The 18,174-nt window shown below is 65.4% G+C and carries 13 protein-coding genes; 12 read left to right on the forward strand and 1 reads right to left on the reverse strand.

From position 1 onward, the window contains the following. Positions 1-1,090: 1,090 nt before the first annotated feature. The 7 genes from CSIV_RS09430 (at position 1,091) to CSIV_RS09445 (ending at position 12,587) form a co-directional block, all read left to right on the forward strand. Positions 1,091-3,613: a hypothetical protein gene (locus CSIV_RS09430; protein WP_139340658.1), complete on the forward strand. Its 2,523-nt coding sequence runs from the start codon at positions 1,091-1,093 to the stop codon at positions 3,611-3,613. Next, entirely contained in the window at positions 3,597-8,255 is a 4,659-nt protein-coding gene (locus CSIV_RS09435) for a DEAD/DEAH box helicase (RefSeq protein ID WP_077051117.1), read from the forward strand. The genes CSIV_RS09430 and CSIV_RS09435 overlap by 17 nt, the downstream gene beginning before the upstream one ends. A 23-nt stretch (positions 8,256-8,278) precedes the next feature. Further along, positions 8,279-8,584: a hypothetical protein gene (locus CSIV_RS18045; protein ID WP_139340659.1), complete on the forward strand. Its 306-nt coding sequence runs from the start codon at positions 8,279-8,281 to the stop codon at positions 8,582-8,584. A 105-nt stretch (positions 8,585-8,689) separates the two neighbouring features. Next, positions 8,690-9,274, forward strand: a complete 585-nt coding sequence (locus CSIV_RS09440; protein WP_077051118.1) for a dihydrofolate reductase family protein — start codon at positions 8,690-8,692, stop codon at positions 9,272-9,274. 87 nt (positions 9,275-9,361) lie between these two features. Next, a complete protein-coding gene (locus CSIV_RS18710; RefSeq protein ID WP_274519545.1) occupies positions 9,362-9,484 on the forward strand; it encodes a hypothetical protein in 123 nt (40 codons plus the stop codon). A 485-nt stretch (positions 9,485-9,969) separates the two neighbouring features. Then, a complete protein-coding gene (locus CSIV_RS18050) occupies positions 9,970-10,908 on the forward strand; it encodes a hypothetical protein (protein ID WP_139340660.1) in 939 nt (312 codons plus the stop codon). A 1,460-nt stretch (positions 10,909-12,368) separates the two neighbouring features. Continuing rightward, the gene (locus CSIV_RS09445) at positions 12,369-12,587 is read left to right on the forward strand and encodes a hypothetical protein (RefSeq protein ID WP_077051119.1); all 219 of its coding nucleotides are present in this window, start codon (positions 12,369-12,371) and stop codon (positions 12,585-12,587) included. A 67-nt stretch (positions 12,588-12,654) separates the two neighbouring features. Here the strand turns inward: CSIV_RS09445 and CSIV_RS09450 are convergent, their stop codons facing one another. Then, the gene (locus CSIV_RS09450; RefSeq protein ID WP_077051120.1) at positions 12,655-13,731 is read right to left on the reverse strand and encodes an alkene reductase; all 1,077 of its coding nucleotides are present in this window, start codon (positions 13,729-13,731) and stop codon (positions 12,655-12,657) included. Positions 13,732-14,533: 802 nt separating this feature from the next. Here CSIV_RS09450 and CSIV_RS09460 point away from each other — a divergent pair. The 5 genes from CSIV_RS09460 (at position 14,534) to CSIV_RS09480 (ending at position 18,040) form a co-directional block, all read left to right on the forward strand. Beyond that, a complete protein-coding gene (locus CSIV_RS09460; RefSeq protein WP_077051122.1) occupies positions 14,534-14,854 on the forward strand; it encodes a hypothetical protein in 321 nt (106 codons plus the stop codon). A 100-nt stretch (positions 14,855-14,954) separates the two neighbouring features. After that, entirely contained in the window at positions 14,955-15,389 is a 435-nt protein-coding gene (locus CSIV_RS18060; RefSeq protein WP_139340661.1) for a DUF7718 family protein, read from the forward strand. A gap of 2 nt (positions 15,390-15,391) precedes the next feature. Further along, complete coding sequence (locus CSIV_RS09470) at positions 15,392-15,823, forward strand: hypothetical protein (RefSeq protein ID WP_077051124.1); 432 nt, start codon at positions 15,392-15,394, stop codon at positions 15,821-15,823. A 286-nt stretch (positions 15,824-16,109) separates the two neighbouring features. Then, positions 16,110-16,751 (forward strand): pyridoxamine 5'-phosphate oxidase, encoded by a 642-nt coding sequence (pdxH, locus tag CSIV_RS09475; protein ID WP_077051125.1) that lies wholly within the window; start codon positions 16,110-16,112, stop codon positions 16,749-16,751. Between the two features lie 131 nt (positions 16,752-16,882). Continuing rightward, positions 16,883-18,040, forward strand: coding sequence for a GTPase family protein (locus CSIV_RS09480; protein ID WP_077051126.1), 1,158 nt, complete (start codon positions 16,883-16,885; stop codon positions 18,038-18,040). The last annotated feature ends 134 nt before the right edge of the window (positions 18,041-18,174 follow it).

The following is an 18,174-nucleotide window of genomic DNA, read 5'->3' on the forward strand; positions in this document are numbered from 1 at the left end:
CCGTATGTCGTCCCACGCGGCGGCACACGACCAGCTAGCCTTCCGTAGGGGGGGCTATGTCAGTTGCACTGTACGGAGGTACGCGCGCCCGCACATGCGGTATGCGCTCGGTTCCGTGGCACCGATTCCGTGCGGCGCTGCCCTCGTATGAGGCGATCGCCGAGGTCGACGGCAAGATGAAGGTGCTTGATCTGAAGGATCGCGACACGGGGGGCGGCCAGCCGTGCCGGGGAGCGGTCGCTGGACGGACCGTGCGCGGGCCGGCGGCACGCGCCTACGTCTAAAGCCAGAAATCGGGAACCGACATGGTGGTCGTCACAAACGAGATCTTTGACCGGTGGGAGCGCGACTGGCGTAAGCGGATGGTTGGCTGCTCGCTGGTGGCCGAAGCAAATATTGACCCGGAGGAAGCGTTCGCCGCGTTCCGGGTCTTTGGGCTCAACTGGGTGCGGCTTCCCTCGGCCGGTGAACGCACGCGGCTCGCCCGCAGATATCGTGCCGTCCTGCTCGCGGGTCTGTGTACGGTAGGCGCGCGCGACTATGACGCCGGCAGGTACTGGGACCACGTGTTCGGAACCTTCGATGAATTCAGAGATGGAAACCGGCAGTCGGAGCTCGCGGAGTCATTCCGATACGGATTAAAGACCCTGGGGCTCTCGCGGTTTACGCTGCCGACGCGGCGGCACGTCGGCGAGATACTCCTCCACGGCGGCATTCCGATCAAGAGCACCGGACCGTTCGCGAAGGTGCTCGCCCGCTGGGATGCGCAGAATCCCTCCGGCGATGCGCGCAGCTTCGTGTCCTGGATCACTGCGTCTTCGCAACGCGTCGCGATCTCGCGCGGGATCGACGTGCCGACCTGGCTCTTCCTCACCGAGACCGGGGAAATCGCGGAGGACTTCGTCGAGCGGTGCCTCGTCGTGATCGACGAGCTCGGGCACCCGGCGGGGCCAGACACAGGGCTGCCACCTTCGATCCTTCGGGAGATCGCCGATGCCCTGGGGGAGAGCGGGCCCGGCGCGCGTCGACGGAACAGGACTCGACGGACCGCCGATTCCGCACCGTCAATCTCGTTCTCACCCCAGCGGGGGTGCAGGTGCAGTTGCCGCCGCTCGAAGCATTCACCGAGTCGGAAGTCGAGTGGGTCGTCAGTGCCGACGGGATGGGCGAGCGCGTCGAGTCTCCGGCGCCCTGGCCGGGCGATCTCGTAACCGCCAAGTTCGTGAGCGTCCGCGCGCCTGTCAAGCGTGCTGTGGTCCAGGTTTCCCCGTCGGATCAGACGTGGGATCTCGACGTCGTCGACGTCGACGATCCACTCATCGTCTTCGACGGCGATTCCCGGCAGCTCATTCCCGCGCGCAATACCCTGCCGCGCGGGCGCGTGTGGGTCGCCTTTCCAAACGAGAGCGATGGCGCAATCGCAGATCGACTGACTTCTGACTCGCCGCTGGTCGTCGTCGAAGAAGCTCCGGCGCCGAACGGCTGGCACGGGTGGACCTTCGCCGCACTCGACCTCTCGGCGGCTTCCAGACTGTCGCTTGCCGACGCCACGCGGGCGCGGTACGTGTCCACGATTCGGCGCCCGCGCCTTATCGAGGGCGCCCGCGTTCCACATCTCGAAACGCGAGACGGGCGCCCTGTGCTAGACGCCCCGCCGCTCGTGGAGTTGCCCGGAACGGGAGAGCAAGGAACCCTCGACTGGCGCGTATCGATCGCGTTCCTCGCGGGCGACGTAGTGGCCGCTCAGGAGTTCACTGTCGCAGGCGAGTCGCGGACTGTCGATCCGTGGCCCAAGGAAGCCGCGCCGTTGCTTGGCGACTACATCATCACGGTTCGCGGGCCCTGGGGCCGCGGAGCAGTCCTGAGCGCAGCCGTCGCACAGGGCGCGTCGACGGAGACCTCGACCACCTTTCGATGGATGCGGTCGGACGGGCAGGGCCTCGAGGATGCCGAGTTGCTTGTGCGGGCTGGCGAGACAGATGACCCGGGCACCCGACTCACGTTCGAACCTCGTCGTTGGCGCCGCAACGTCAGACTTCGGTCATCGATGGGTGAGCTCGAGCTCACGGCCCGGCTCCCCTCGATGGCAGTCAGTGCCGTCGGTGGTGTATCGCGGGGGAAGTCTGGAGGCCCGATCCCGCTCGACCTCGAGCTACTGCGCGATACCACACTGCGCGTCGATGTGCCTCGCGGTACACGTCAGACACAGCTCGCCGCAGTCGCCGCCGAGCGACTCGTGCAGGCGGTCGACTCGAGTCAGCAGACGGGTGAGTCGCGGGTCTTCTCGCTCGGCAAGTTGAGCGACACGCTCCAGGCGCATCGTTTCGCACAGCTTCGGCTGGTTGTCGACGATCGCTCGATTCCCGTCGCGTACGTGAGGCCCCAGTTGCTCGCGTCGGGCGCGACGGTCACTGACGGCGTGCTGTCGCTCGAGGAGGCGCAACCCGTTGAAGGGCTCATGGTCCTCGCATACCCGCGCTACGCCCCGTGGCAGAAGCCGACTCGGATCGACTTCGCGGCGGGTGCGACCAGTGCGGCGGTACCCGAGGAAGTGCTCCGTGAGGGCGCTGCGACGTTCGTGGTCTACGTCGCGAACCCGTGGGTGCCATTCGACGTGCCGAATCTGCCTAACTGGTCGACGCGCAATGCGTTCATCGCCGAGTGGGGCGACGCGGTCGAGCCCATCGACGAGCCCGAGTCCGGGTTCCGAAGCTGGCTTGCGGGCCATGGGCCGTGCCCCGCCTCAGACACGAGCTTGCACATCGCGCTGAACATATACACGCTGGTGCCGAAATTCGCGCTTCGACGAGATGTTGACCGGCTCCGCAGCGAGCTCGCAGAGTCGGTTCGATTGAGCCGTGTTCATGTTGTGGATGCGGTGTTGCGTTCACGGGCTGACGCGCACGACCTCTACCGGCTCCTGGTCGAAGCAGACGTCGTGACGGTTCCCCGGGAGGATTGGGAGTCCTCAGACCTGCTGTGGTCTTTCAGCCCCGCCCTTGGGATAGTCGCCGACAGCGACGAGCACGTCGGCGAAGGTCGAGAGCAGTTCCGCGCGAACCTGACCACCTACGCCGGGGACCCGGCCCTGTCGATCCTCGACGATGGAGTTGACTCGTTTGCGGCAGTAGGCAGGTTCGGATCCAATGAGCGAGCGCTCGATCGGATGCCCCAAGACCGCATCGATGCGATCATGGCGGTCGCGAACCTCCTCCCACAGGGTCTTCTGGATAGGGACTCGCGCGCCCAGGCGAGCAAGCAGCTGTTCGACGCGAGGCGGGATCGTGGGATGGAGGCGGTGATCGCGGTGTCGCGGGGGCTCATCGCTGAAGCGCGCGCGGCCGTGACGTCCGACATCGGCGACCACGCGACCGCTCCCATCGACGTGCGCGCCAGCGAAGAGGGGTGGATGAGTCTCCCCGTGCTGTCGTTGGCGTGCGCTTTCGTGGCCCGGAGCGCTGCGCGAGGCGGCCCCGCGTCCGGCCGCACATTCATCAAGCTACGGAAGGCCTACATGCGACTCGCAGAGGCTGCCCCCGGCATCGTCCAGCAAGACCTCGGCCTCGCCGAGCTTTGGATCACGAGGTGGAACGAGAATGACCGCAGCAATTGACCCGGTAGCCGTATCGGCGACGATCTCGAGCGCGTACCGCCGCTATCTGCGTTCGCTGGTGACGCCGAGCGACGCCGAGATCGCGATCGCACTGAACCGTGCCATCGAAGCTGAGGCGACGCAGCAGCTCGTGAAGGGCCCCTATCTAGAGGCGACACCGCCGTTCGTCAAGGGCGCCGCCCCCGCCGACCTGATCGCCGAGGGCATCCTGTGTAAGAGCTTCGCCTCGCTCGCCTCGTTATCGTTCCCCCTCGACCGCCCGCTCTATTCGCACCAGGAATCGTCGATCCGCGCGATTCACAGCGGACGTAACGTCGTTGTCGCGACGGGAACCGGATCCGGTAAGACGGAGAGCTTCCTCCTCCCTGTCATCGATCGCCTGCTCCGCGAACATGAGGCGGGCACGCTCGGCGCCGGGGTAAGGGCGATCCTCCTCTACCCGATGAACGCGCTCGCCAACGACCAGCTGAAGCGGCTGCGCTCGCTCCTCGCGAGCACCCCGCAGATCACCTTTGGCCGATACACGGGCGACACCGAGCAGGCCACCGAGTACGCGAGGAAGCGTTTCAGCAAACAGTTTCCGGGGCAGCCTATGCTCCCGAACGAGCTGCTTAGTCGCGAGCAGATGCGTGCGACACCGCCGCACCTCCTCCTCACGAACTACGCGATGCTCGAGTACCTCCTGCTCCGGCCCCAGGACATGGAGCTGTTCGCGTCTCCCGGCGCAAGGAGCACGTGGCAGTTCATCGTCGTGGATGAGGCGCACGTGTACGACGGGGCCTCCGGCGCGGAAGTGGGATTCCTGCTCCGCCGACTTCGCGAAAGAGTTGGCGGAAGCGCGGGCATCCAGGCGGTCGCTACGAGCGCGACCGTCGGTAACGACGTCGCACGCGCCGCGAAGTTCGCGGAGGACCTATTCGGTCTGCCCTTCGCAGCGGGCGAGAGCGGGGCTGCGGATGTGATCACCGCGCGTCGTGTGGAGTCCGGGGGAACGCCGACGTGGGGTCGGTTCCACGCCGAGGAGCTGGCTGCGGAATCGGTGGACGTGCTGCTGGCCGCTGCGCACGCGCGCGGAAGCTCGGCGGACAACATCGCTGATGCTCTGATCGGGGAGGAACGGCTCGCGGAGATCCGCTCCCTTGCGGGCGACCGTGCCCGCACCGTCGCCGACATTGCCCACGGACTGGACCCGGTCGCACCGCCGTCGGTAGACGAGATCACAAAGTTGGTCACCTGGGGCGCGAGTCAGCGGACCTCCGACGGAGAGCCCGTGCTGTCGGCGAAGTACCACCTGTTCGCCCGGGCGACCGAAGGAGCCTTCCTCTGCCTTTCGCCTCACGGGCCGCACGTCACACTAAGTCGCCACGAACGCTGCGCGACATGTGATTGGCAGGCGTTCGAGATGGCCGCTTGCCAGATGTGCGGCGCCGTCCACCTCGTGGGCTCGGTGGAGATAGCCGGCAAGAAGCGTCGGCTCTCACCCAAGACCGGCGACGATCAGCGAATCGCGTGGTTCTCTCTCGAAGCGGGCGACGAAGATGAGTTCGATGAAGACGTCGTGCTGCTCGACGAGCAGTCCGGGGGTGCGGGAGCAGGCACGGCATCGGCGCTGGGTCTCTGCCCGCGGTGTGGTGGCCTGAGCCAGAATGTCGGCAGTCCGTGTACGGATGCAGAGTGCGGCGGGACGGCCACACGCACGATCGTTCAGGTCGGCCGTTCTGTGGATAGTCCGCGCAAGTGCGTGCACTGCGGCGGAAACCGGCCCCGGTTGATCCGTCGATTCGAGAGCGGCAATGACGCCTCGGTGTCGGTGCTCGTGACCGCGCTCTATCCCGAGCTCCCGGCGGCATCCGCGGACCAGGTGAATCTGCCGGGTGGCGGCCGCAAGCTGCTTGCCTTCAGCGACAGCCGCCAGCAGGCAGCCTTCTTCGCCCCGTATCTCAAAGACACCTACGGAAGGCTGCTGCAGCGCAGGATTCTGTATACAGCGATTCAGAAGGGTCAGTTCGGCGGCAATGCGGCGGCCTGCACCGACATCGCTGCGCTCGCGAGCAATCTCGCATCGCAGGCCGGCGTGTTTGACGCTTCAGAGACGGAGCTCACTCGGCAGCGCACGGCAGAGACCTGGCTGCAGGCGGAGCTCATGGGTCTCGATCGGCGCATCTCCCTCGAGGGAGTCGGCTTGATCGCTTGGAGACTGCGAGATCCTGGTGAGATGCCGCTGATGCCGCCGCTGACGGCTCTGGGGCTCAGCCGCGACGAGATCCGGGCGCTGTGCCAGACGCTCCTGGACTCCTTGCGGCATCAGGGCGCCGTGGCCGGACTCGAGTTTGTCAACTTGCAGGATGAGATCTTCGAACCGCGCCTCGGCCCGATCTATGCCCGAAAGCACGGTGCCGACGCAAAGAAGAAGATCCTCAGCTGGGTGCCCACGCGCGGACGGAACGCGCGATCCGACTACTTCGGGCGAGTGCTCGCAGCGCTCGGGGCGGACTCCGCGAAGGCAGACGACTTCCTCGGCGGCGTCTTCGATGCTCTCACGCACCCCGCAGCTGCGACGGCGGCCTGGTTCGACAGGACGATCGACCCGGTGCTGGGTGAGATGGTGCGGCTCAACCCACGCATGTTCGAGGCGCAACTGGTCACTGGGGCAGACGCCGTGTGGCGCTGTGCGGTATGCCGTGCAGTGACGGCCGAGGACGTCCGCGGTGTCTGCCCAACCTATCGGTGCACGGGTTCGCTTGAGCCGTGGGTGTCCGGGGAGGAGCACGACGACGATCACTACCGCACCATCTACCGACGGCTCGTCCCGATACCTCTGTCGGCGATGGAACACACAGCGCAGTGGAGTACCGAGCGTGCCGCAGAGATCCAGCAGGACTTTATCGACGGTCGGGTCAATGTGCTTTCATGCTCGACCACATTCGAGCTGGGTGTCGATGTCGGAGAGCTGCAGTCGGTCATCCTGCGCAACGTACCTCCTACCGTGTCGAACTACGTCCAGCGGGCCGGTCGTGCCGGGCGACGGTCAGACAACGCCGCACTCGCTCTGACCTATGCGCAACGGCGGCCGCATGATCTCGCCGCGTTCGCGCGCCCCGAGCAGATGATCAGCGGCGCAGTGCGGCCGCCGGTGGTGCCTATCGAGAATGACCGGATCGCCGAGCGGCATATCTATTCGATCGCCCTCGCGCGGTTCTTCCGGGAGCAGCTGGCGGCTGCGGGGACGGTGTATCGAACGGTGGGCAGCTTCTTCGACAGCCCAGCCGGTCAGCCGACGGGCGCTGACCTATTCGCCGAGTTCGTCGAGTTTCCGGACACCCAGCTCCAGGCTGCGATCAACGATGTGCTTCCGGCCTCCATCCGCGGCACAGATCTCACGAAATGGAATGGATGGTCCCGCGATCTGCGCGAGCTTCTCAGCGCCGTTCAGCAAGACCACCGAGAGGAGAGCAAGTTCTACGAGGAGGAGTCGCTCGCCGCCTACAAGTCGCGCAAGGGGGCCCTAGGAGACCGCTACGGTCGCATTCTCGATACGATACGAAGCGCGCCTCTTCTCGGTTACCTTGCGAACCACAACCTCATCCCGAAGTACGGATTCCCTGTCGATACGGTCGAGATGAAGCCACCGCTGGGTGCGCCCGGTTCGGCATCCGATCTGGATCTCACGCGGGATCTCTCCCAGGCTATCTTCGAGTACGCACCGGGCGCTGCGATCATCGCCGGCGGACAGCTATGGACGTCAGCGGGAGTCGCGACCCGTCATAACCGAGAGTGGCAGCCGTTCTTCTTTGCGACCTGTGAAAATTGCGGGCGCTATTGGGAGAAGCTCGGCGAGGATCTCGGTGGATGTCCGGACTGCGGCACCGTTTCCGACGGTGTGCGGCGCAAGTACATGGAGCCGCGCTTCGGATTCGTCACCTCGCCCTCACCAGGGAAGCCCGGCGACGCGCCGCCGCGCACGAGTTGGCGGGGCGAGACGCACGTTGCCGAGCCTGGCAAGAGTACGTCAAAGCGGACTCTTACACTCGGGGGTGCCCCTGTCGAGTGCGAGGTGCAGGAGCGCGCCAGGCTCGTGCGACTGAACCTAGGCCCGGGCGAGCTCGGATACCGTCTGTGCGAGTGGTGTGGCGCTGGTGTTACGGCGCTTGGTGAGGCACCCAAGTCGCACGTCAACGTGCGCACCCAGAAGCCGTGCGGGGGCCGTTTTCATCCGTGGACGCTCGGCCATCGGTACGAGACAGACGTTGTCCGGATCGCCCTTGGCGTGCCGTGGGCTGGTTCGACCGTCGGTGAGCGTCGCGCCGTGGCGTACTCAGTGCTCTACGCCGTGCTTCAGGGTGTGAGCGAGTCTCTTCAGATTGCTCGGGACAACGTCGACGGCTCGGTTGTGGGAGGCCTTGCCCACGGGATGCCTGAGCTCGTGCTCATGGACACAGTGCCCGGCGGCGCGGGCTACGCGATCCTGATCGCCGAGAACATGGAGTCGGTTCTGCGACGCTCCCTCGAGATCGCCGCAACCTGCGAATGCGGGCCAGAGACAAGCTGCAGCTCCTGCCTTCGGACCTACTCGAACCAGAAGTGGCACAACCAACTCTCACGCGGCGCCGCCGAGGTGTATCTGGAGCGGCTCACGGGGTAAGGCTGGGCACCCCGGAGGGGGCCATGATTGAGGGCTGGTTCGCCCATTTCGGATTCACAATTCTCAGACTCAAGTCGCTCGTTTTGGGCTCCTTCGAGCACGTGCAACATCAAGCGACGAATGCTTTCGGTGTCAACTGGAAGAGCCAGAAGAAGGTCCACAAGGCCTTCGCCGACTACCGTCGAATCCTCGATAAAGAACTAGATCGTGATGGACTCACCCCGGAGGATCGGTTTCGTGTCCTGACGTTGCTCAAGAATGTCATCGATGACGAAGCGGTGAAAGGCTCGGAGCATAAGGCGTTCGTGCTAAGACGCTCAGCGTCGTAGCCGCGGCCGCTGCGTTGTCGTAGCCGCAGGTCTGGCTGTCGTCGGCGGGAAGGCGAAGATTGATGTCTGAATGCTCCCAGCTCCAATTCACAAGCAGATAACGCCATGCCCCAACCCCTCCGCTATGGCATCAACGTCTCCCTCGACGGGTGCGTCCACCACGAGGCGGGTCTGCCGCCGAACGCCGAGTCGATGGCGTTCTGGTCCGACGAGCTGCGCCGCTCCGACACGCTCCTCTACGGGCGCGTCACGTACGAGCTGATGGAGGGCGCGTGGCGCCGACCCGCGTCGGGGCAGTGGCCCGACTGGATGGATGCCAGTGAGGTCGACTTCGCGGAGGTGATGGATCCGATGCGGAAGGTCGTGGCATCCACCACGCTCGACGCCGTGGACTGGAACGCCGAACTTCTCCGCGGCGAGATCGTCGACGCGGTGCGGCGGTTCAAGGAGCAGCCGGGGCGGGGGATCTCGCTCGGCGGTGTGCGGCTGCCTGTGGTGCTCGCCGCGGCGGGGCTCATCGACGAGTACACGTTCGTCGTGCATCCGGTGATCGCCGGTCGCGGGCCGCGGCTGCTCGACGGCGTGGAGCTGACGCTCGAGCTGATCGAGCGGCGGGAGTTCCGTTCGGGCGTCACGGTGCAGCGGTACCGGCCGATTCAGACTCCCGGAATCAGCACCTCATCGAGGTAGGCGCGCAGCCGGGGAACGTCGACGGTCAGCGTCCGCCAGACGCGGGGTCGAACGCCGTGTCAGGCTGTTAGTTCGGGAGAGGGCAATGTGGGAAAGCTCGTGAAGGTCGGCGTCTTGTTCCTGCTGCCGATCCTCGCCGCGGCCTGGGGCGCCGTGCTCTCCGGGGCGCTCTCGGTGATGGGCCGCTGCGGGACACAGGTGTGCTCGTGAATGCCACGAGCATACTGACGCTGACGACCTTCCTCGCCGTGCTAGTTCTCGCCATCGCCGCCATAATGCTGGAGATGCGGGTCTGGTGGCCAGCTGCAGAGGCCACGCAGATCGCGGCGTTCGCACTCTCGGCCGCCCGTCCAGATCGTCACCGCCGTGGTGACGCGGAGCATTCCCCGGGTGGTCTTACCCGCGATCGTCGATCGACATCGACCGACCCATGGGGCCCGGACGCCTCCGCTGACGCACCATATTGCGTCTCACAAGCGCGGCTCAGCCTCTCCTCCGGACCTGTCGCCGGGCCCGAACTCGGCCACTCCGGTTCGGTCACTGTCCGCCCAACGGTCGCTGGCTCCTTGCCTCGAGTAGACCCATACCGGCCGTGGCGCGACGGAGTCTTCGTCAGAGAGGGGGCCAGCTGCAAGACGCGGAGGTTGGGAAGTGTAGAGTTTGGTCGGCTTGACACTCACAGAAAGTGGGGCTAAGTGAAGAAGTTCTTCGGTACATTCTCCAAGCTTGATTGGGTCACCTTCTTCCTCTGCGTGGTCCTTGTCCTGCTTACGCTGGTGCCTCTACTGCCATTCGCGGAAGTAACGGATCATTGGTTCCTTGTGGCGATAATCGCTCTGGGGGCTGTGACCCTTTCGGCGATCGTGCTTTCGCAGATTGAATCTCGGGAGGCGGATAAGTTAATCTCTGATCGAATGGATGGGCTCCACTCACTTGTCCTCAGCGTCGTGGATCACGATGCCGTACACGAAGTGCCGGCGCCTCAGATCCGGTCGGAGCTGGATTCGCTACTGGGGGAATCCAACGAATGGTACTTCCGGGGGGGATCTGCCCGGTGGCAACGAGAGGCAGTGCTGCCCAGACTGGCTACGGTCACGGACCGGCCCGTTCTCTACAAGGTGCAAGTCATATCACCGTTTGAAAAGGATCTCTGCGACAAGTACGCCCTGTATCGAAAGAAGAGCCAGCCGGGTGACCCCCGGGGGGATTCTCGGCAGATCCGCTTAGAATTATTGGCGTTCATCTACGCCACCGTGGTGTGGCAGTCTCGGTCAAAGATTACGGCTGACGTCACGCTGCTTCATCGCTTCTCTCCGTTCCGTTTGGATGGTAATAGGGAGAGCTTTATTATCACTGTGGCGGACACCAAGAAGAACGGCCTTCGAACCCGACAGGGTAATTGGTATCACTCTTCACTCTTGGATGAATTCGAGTTTGAAGCCGGATACGCAACGCGACTGACGTTGCCGGCTCAAGCGGGCGATTCCCGCGGTTCGGAGGATGTCGCAGAATTTTTTGAGGAGCTCGTGCGCCTTAACCCTGATGCCACTGCCCATTGGAACCACGGATTTGTAGAGCCTGATTGGAGGGACATTTTTGAGCTCGCCGGAACAATCGCCGAAGAACCTGCGTGAAATCTATGGCCTTTTTGTCGCGGGCCTGTTCTCATCGATCTCATTAAGCGATGTGGTCCGAGCCATCTCGGCTGAAGCAGATCGAATCGTGACTCGCCGTCATCCGCTTGGCTTCACACACGCGGAGCTGACTTCCAGCGCTGGCGCGCTCGATGGCGAACGTTTCCGATTCCATGTCTGGCTCGGCGCCACCGAAAGTCGGGACAATTTAGGAGACCTTCACGAGCACACCTGGGATCTAACGAGTCTAGTTCTGGCTGGGAGCGTAGTCGACACGACGCTGCGAGCCTCGCGCGACACCCTCGGAAAATATCAAGGCTCGAGGATTATCTACGGGGACCTTAACTCGTCCGAGCCCATCGGGCGCTTTAATCTAGAGACCCTCCAGCGTCGACGAGTTGAGGCCGGTGCCGTCTACACAATCCCCGCTCGGACAGTTCACCTCAACGAAGTGGGTTCTCTGCCCACGGTCACGCTCGTTCGGTCGATCGAAGACAAGTTAGGCCATGGCCCTCTTGTGTTCAGCTTGCCCAGCGCAGATGCGGTCTCCGTGACTTCAGTGCGACCGCAAGTAGATACCGCCGATGTGCTCAGCGAACTTGTGGCCGCTTTGCATGGCGAAGATTCTGACTCTCGAGAATGAATCGGTCACCTAGCTCAGGCCGCTTCAATTGGGATCCTCGATTTAGTGGCACTGTGGAGGCCGGGTTGGCGCGGTGTCAAAATGAAGTCGATTCGAGCGCGGAGCAAGTGCGCAACGTCGCGAACGCCATCCGTCGATGGCGACAGCAGCCCTACCTGGGTGCCTCGCTTAGTGCGCTGGACTCCCGTCGTCATTCGGTTCTATGACTGGGTACGTCGAGTAAGCAATCATCTTGCGTATGGGCTGACGCGACTACTTGGGGTTTTCTAACCGAGCTCGCCTAGGCGCCTGCTTGCCCGGACCATCGATAGTGGCACCGCTTGCGCTGTTCTCATCGACGCCGCACGACAGCTTGGGTCTGGATTGGGAATGGCAGTGCAGGGGGCCCGGGGGGTGACGAGGTTGCCATGCCTCCGCGGATGGCCCAACTCGCTTCGCTCGGTCGTGACTTGGACAACCCGGAGTTTGCAATGAACGTGCGCCTGTGGCGCGGCGCAAGCACTGGATCAGCTCGTTCGCGGGGTCGTGGCACAGTACGCCAAGATGGGCCGTGGCCGCGGGGGCTACAAAGGATGCGCCGAGGGCCCAATGCCTCATCGCCGCAGCTGGCGGGGTGTTTACACGGGTGCCTCAGCGCTGACCGTCGCCGGTCCTCCGTCATCGGCCGTCGTGGGAGTCGTTTCCGCGGTCTCGCACTCGGCGAAAGGTTCCTGAACATCGGCAAGGACACCAGCAGCCTCAACACCATCTACCTCAACGGAGGGGTACCCGGTGTGGTCGTTCCCAGCTGCTGGGCTCAGTAGAGGAGACACGTGACATGTTCGCCGACAACCGATTTCTGACGCTCGGCCTGATGCTCGGCATCCTCGGCCTCGGGATCGGCGTGGGACTCGTCGTCGCCAGCTTCCTGGTGGGGGTGGGGACGGCGAGGGGTGCCGCTCTATCCTCATCCGGGACCATCACGATCGTCGTGTTCCTGATTCTCACCACGGTTCTCACCAGCGCTGCGCGACGACAGAAGCAGGTCGGTCACTGACCTTGGACCGATGAGCGGGGCCCCGCGCGGGTGGCATCCACCATTCGCGCGGGGCCCCGCTCCCGTTTCAGCCCTGGAGGAACGGGTAGTCCGTGTAGCCGCGCTCGTCGGGGCCGTAGACCGACGCCTGGTCGACCGCGTTCTCGTCTGCGCCGCGCTCCCACCGCGTGACGAGGTCGGGGTTCGCGATCGCGGGGCGACCCACGGCGACGAGGTCGGCGATGCCGTCGTCGATCGCCTGGACGGCCTCGTCACGGGTGGTGACGCGCGAGAAGCCGGAGTTCACGATGAACGTGCCACCGAAGGCGCGGCGGAGGTCCTGGATCAGCTCGCTCGCGGGGTCGGCGTGCAGCACGCTGAGGTACGCCAGGCCCAGGGGCGCGAGGCCGGCGATGAGCGCTTCGTACGTGGCGCGGGTCTCGGCGTCGTCCTTCTCCCACACGTCCTGGATGTTGTGTGCGGGAGAGATCCGGATGCCGACACGGCCGGCGCCGATCTCGGCCGCCACGGCCTCGGCGACGTCGATGACGAAGCGGGCGCGGGCCGCGGGCGATCCGCCGTAGCCGTCGGTGCGCTGGTTCGACGCGGGGGAGAGGAACTCGTGCAGCAGGTAGCCGTTCGCGGAGTGCAGCTCGACGCCGTCGAATCCGGCATCCACGGCGCGACGGGCGGCGGCGGCGAACTCGTCGCGGACGGTGGCGAGCTCCGCGGTCTCGAGCGCGTGCGGCACGGGGAAGGCGACCTTCGAGCCGTCGGCGAGGCGGGTCTCGCCCTCGATCGCGATCGCCGAGGGGGCGACGATGCGGTCGGTGCCGGTGATGTCGGTGTGCGAGACGCGTCCGCCGTTCATGAGCTGCATGAACACGGCTCCGCCCTCGGCGTGCACGGCATCCGCCACCTTCGCCCAGCCGGCCGCCTGCGCGTCGGTGACGATGCCCGGCTGACCCGGGTACGCCCGCGACTCGGGGCTCGGGAAGACGCCCTCGGTCACGAGCAGGCCGATGCCCGCGCGCTGCGCGTAGTACGTCGCGATGAGGTGTCCGGGAACGCCGTCGGCGCTCGCGCGCAGGCGGGTCATCGGGGCGAGCGAAACGCGGTTGCGGACGTCGACGGCGCCGACGGTGGTGGGGCTGAACAGACTCACGGGTGTCCTTTCGAGGCGGGGGCAGTTCCACGCGGGTGCAACTCGGGGTGCGGGGTGTGCATTCCGCGGATGCACGTCTTCTCACCGCACTCGTGCTGCGAGCGCGATGAGAATCCGCGTCGTCTCGGACGGATTGGCACCGCGCTCGTGACGTAGGCATGGCCGACGCGGCCATGTCGTGAGGAGGTCGCACGATGCCGCGTGACTGACGATGTGGTGTCCGCGTTGCTTCGCGCGCTGGAACGCGCGCCGGACGACGATGCGCTGCCTCCACACAGCCGAACTCCTCATGCAGATCGGCCGAATGTCCGAGGCAATCGTGCACCTAGGAATGCTGATGGCAGCGGACCCCCGGCATCCCCGCGCCGCTGTGCTCATGGCATCTGCTCTCTCCGGGGCGCCCTCGGTGGAGCGTTCGGAGACCCCGCGGAAGGAAACCGGCGCCCCTTTCGACTGGGATGCCGCCGAGGGCGACACCGATGAGATCGTGGCGCCCGCTTTAGTCGAGGCCGAGCCGTCGAGTGAGGACGAAACGGGCCGTGCACGCGGAGTCCTCGGCTCTGACTCTCGCCGACGTTGGCAGGTTGGGGCATAACGGAGCGGTTGACGGCGTCGTTCCTGGCTCCGCTGCGCGATCCCGAGTTGCGACGCCTCTACGGGAAGCGTTTCCCCGGCGGGCTGCTGCTGTACGGACCCCCTGGGCTGCGGCAAGACCACGCCCCCCCCGGCGTCGCTCACCTTCACGGGCGGGTGGATGCCGGGTGCGTTTCGCATTTCTCGCCCGGTCGACAGAATGAGCGGCATGAATCGCTACATGCTGCTGGATGGTCCGCTGCGAGGCCACGCTGTCGACGAGCTACCTGACGGCTACGAAGTGTCCGAAATATCAGATCGGATTGGAGTTTGGACAAAGACCCAAGAGGACTTCGACGAGCTGCACGCCATCCTCGAGCTGATGACCTCAGCGCAGGCGCGTCTGGACACGCAGACTCTTGGGGAGGCTCCGGATGGTACGCCCATCGTGGCGAACAACGACGACACTCGTCAGGCAATTAGCGACATGCGGGAGGCCAACGCACGGCAAGACCGTCTGCTGCGCCGGATGGCCCCCGATCTCTACTGACCTCGCTCGCCCCCGGCGTCCTTCGCCTTCGGGTGGGCGTAAGCCGGGGCCATATCGTCATTACGGCCGTACCCAGTGGGAATCTCATAGGCTGACCGTTATGCCGCAGGACGCATCCAAACAACGCAAGAAAGCGTTGAAGGACGCGCAACGTGCAGTCGACGCAGAGCTCACGCGTGAGAAGGGTGACTACGTACCCCCAGATCGGACCGAGTGTGTCGAAAAGGAGTGGCATCAGTCGCTGGACGAGAGTGGAGACATTCGGGTTGAGATCCGCGTGTGGCGGCACGAAGGTCGAATGGTGGACTTCGTCCTGCTGGTTCAGGTCGGTGACTGGAGTCAAGACGGCTCATGGGAACAGGTCGCCCGAGTAGACTGCGCTGGAGGTCGCTGTCACATCCACCCGCCGGAGAGTCCCGATGAGCACAAGCTCATCCATCGGCTCGACACGGTGGACGACGTCGAAATCGCATACCGCGCTGCTAACAGCATCGCCATGACGGTTGCGGCTATGATCCGGGATAGGAGGTCGTGAACATGGAAATCGCGTCCGAACTCGACAAGTTCCGAAACTCGATCAACATTAACCTTGCCGTCGGCGCTCTCGCCGACGAAGAACTTCCGGTCGTCAACAACGACGGACACCACCCTGTCGTCGCCGCCCTCAGCAACGAACTGCTCGCGGTGCTCCTCGGGCGGATCGAGAAGGTTGGTGGGTACGCCAACGTCTTCGTGAGCAGCGAGAACAGAGTCACGATGCTGGCCTTCATTGATTCTTCGTGCGCCATCGGTGCTGCTGAAGCCGAGGATCTCGCCTCCGACGGGGAGCGGCCTGGTGTCGATGCGACCGTCGAGACGTTCCTTGACTACCTGATGATGAAGCCGAACGGCGTTCGCCTACCCGCGCGTCTTGACGATGAGCGGCCCTTCATCCCGGCACCGAAAGACATTCAGTTCGCTTCCGTCTGACGATCGACAAGAGCCCCCGACTACCCTCACTACCAAGCGGTCGGGGGCTTCTTCGTTCGGTGTCAGCGGCCCCTATTCGCAGTCGACGCAGCAGACACCAAGACGGCAGTCCTTCAAGATGTGCTCGCGTGATGGTCCGCAGGGGGGATCCCGTCCGACCGGGTGCTGACCGAGTTCGACCGTCGTGTAGCTGTGAGCACCGCTACTGACCGCACGAGATCACCTGTCGCGCGGTGTGCGGATCGCCATACGCTCTTGCCCCAGCCACCCACCGGAGGACCGCGCGATGAACGAGAATCCCCTCGCCCACCGGCTCGACTACACGCTCGCTGAGCTCGACGACGGCGCGCTCGCCGCCTCGCCGATCGCGCTGTTCCAGCGGTGGCTGGCCGATGCCGCCGACCTGCCCGAACCGAACGCGATGGTCGTTTCGACGGTGGATGCCACCGGCGCACCGACCTCGCGCACCGTGTTGCTGCGCGGGATCGACGACGACGGCGCGCTGTGGTTCTTCACGAACCGGCAGTCGCGGAAGGGGCGGGCGCTCGCCGGGAATCCGGCGGTGTCGGTGCTGTTCCCCTGGTACGCGCTGCAGCGGCAGGTCATCGTCCTCGGCGCGGCGACGCCGCTGCCGGCGGAGCGTGACGACGCCTACTTCGCCTCGCGACCGCGCGGTTCGCAGCTGTCGGCCTGGGCGAGTCACCAGTCGGAGGCCGTGGCATCCCGAGCCGCCCTCGAGGAGCAGATGGCTTCTGTGGAGGAGCGGTTTCCCGAGGGGTCCCCGGTGCCGCGGCCGCCGCACTGGGGCGGGTACCGCATCGAGCCGCGCGAGATCGAGTTCTGGCAGGGTCGTCCGTCGCGGTTGCACGACCGGATCGTGTTCTCGCGCGACGGCGAGGGCTGGGCGGGGGTGCGGCGGCAGCCGTGACCTTCCACACGCCTTCGCGCAAGGGGTGCCCTCCGCCGACGCGAGGCCGAGCGTGAGCCGTAGATTCGGCATGACCTCATCCGTCGTGCGAGTCGCGGCATCCTGAGGTCGACGTTCGGGGAGGCGGGACCATGGCGAAGAAGAACACCGATGCGCGGCAGCTCGACGAGAAGGCTTTCGTCGAGGCGACGTCCGAGGCGAAGTCGCGCTACGGCCGGTTCAACCTCGCGATCGTCGGCGCGTCCGGTGTCGGCAAGTCTTCGCTCGTCAACGCGGTGTTCGGGCGCGACTGGGCGAAGGTCGGGCGCGGGTTGCCGGTCACGCGGGGCGTGCACTTCTACAGCGACGACTCGCTCGGCATCTGGGACGTGGAGGGGTTCGAGATCGGCTCGCCCGTCGCGCCGGATCAGCAGCTGCGCAACCACCTGGATGCCATCGCGGCCCACCCCGGCGATCACCAGATCTCCGTCGTCTGGTACTGCGTGCGGGCCGCCGACGACCGGCTCACCCCGGCCGACATCGCCGTGATCCGCGAGCTCGATGCGCGGGGGCTGCCGGTGATCCTCGCGCTGACCAAGGTCGATTGGATCAAGAACCCGATCACCGGGCACCAGGGGGTCGCGAAGGATTTGCAGGCGTTCGTCGACTGGCTCAACGACCCCGTCGACCCGGCGACGGGCGAGCATCTTCGTATCCCGTACCGACGGGTCATCCTCACCTCCACCCGCGACCGCCACGGGAAGGGGAAGGGGCACGGCCTCGGTGACCTTGTCACGCAGACCCTCGAACTCGCCCCCGACCGCGACAAGGACGCCTTTCGCATCGCACAGCGACTCAACCTCCCGTGGAAGAGGGAGATGGCGCGGCCGATCATCGCCGCGGCGTCCGCAGCGGCCGCGGGGGCGGCATCCGTTCCGCTTCCTGTCTCGGATGCTGTCACGCTGGCGCCGATCCAGCTGACGATGATGGGGCGCATCGCCGCCATCTACGACCTCGAGGTCAAGACAATGCTCTCGGCCGGAGCACTCGCGCAGTTTGGCGTGCAGGTGGCAGGGCGGGCGCTCGCCACGAGCTTCCTGAAGCTCATCCCCGGCGCGGGGATCGTCGTGAACGCGGCGGTGGCGGCGGCGCTCACGGCGGCGACGGGCGAAAGCTGGCTCAAGATCTGCGAGCTGCTGCACACCGGCAAGATCGACGTGCGCAAACTCGACCAGGAGTGGGCGAAGTACGCGCCGAGCTTCATGGACGTCGCGCGGAAGCTCGTCGAGCGGCGGGTGGGGCGGAAGTAGCGCCCGGTCCTCCGGACGACTGGCCGTACCCGCGTCGCGGACGCCACGGGCGCAGAACCTCAGTCATTCGCCCGAACTCCCGAGTATCCGGGGAGGAGCCTTGCCCAGACGGCATCCATCGCGCAGAGTGGGGA

Origin of the sequence: Microbacterium sp. CSI-V (assembly GCF_001984105.1) — a bacterium.
GTDB lineage: Bacteria > Actinomycetota > Actinomycetes > Actinomycetales > Microbacteriaceae > Microbacterium.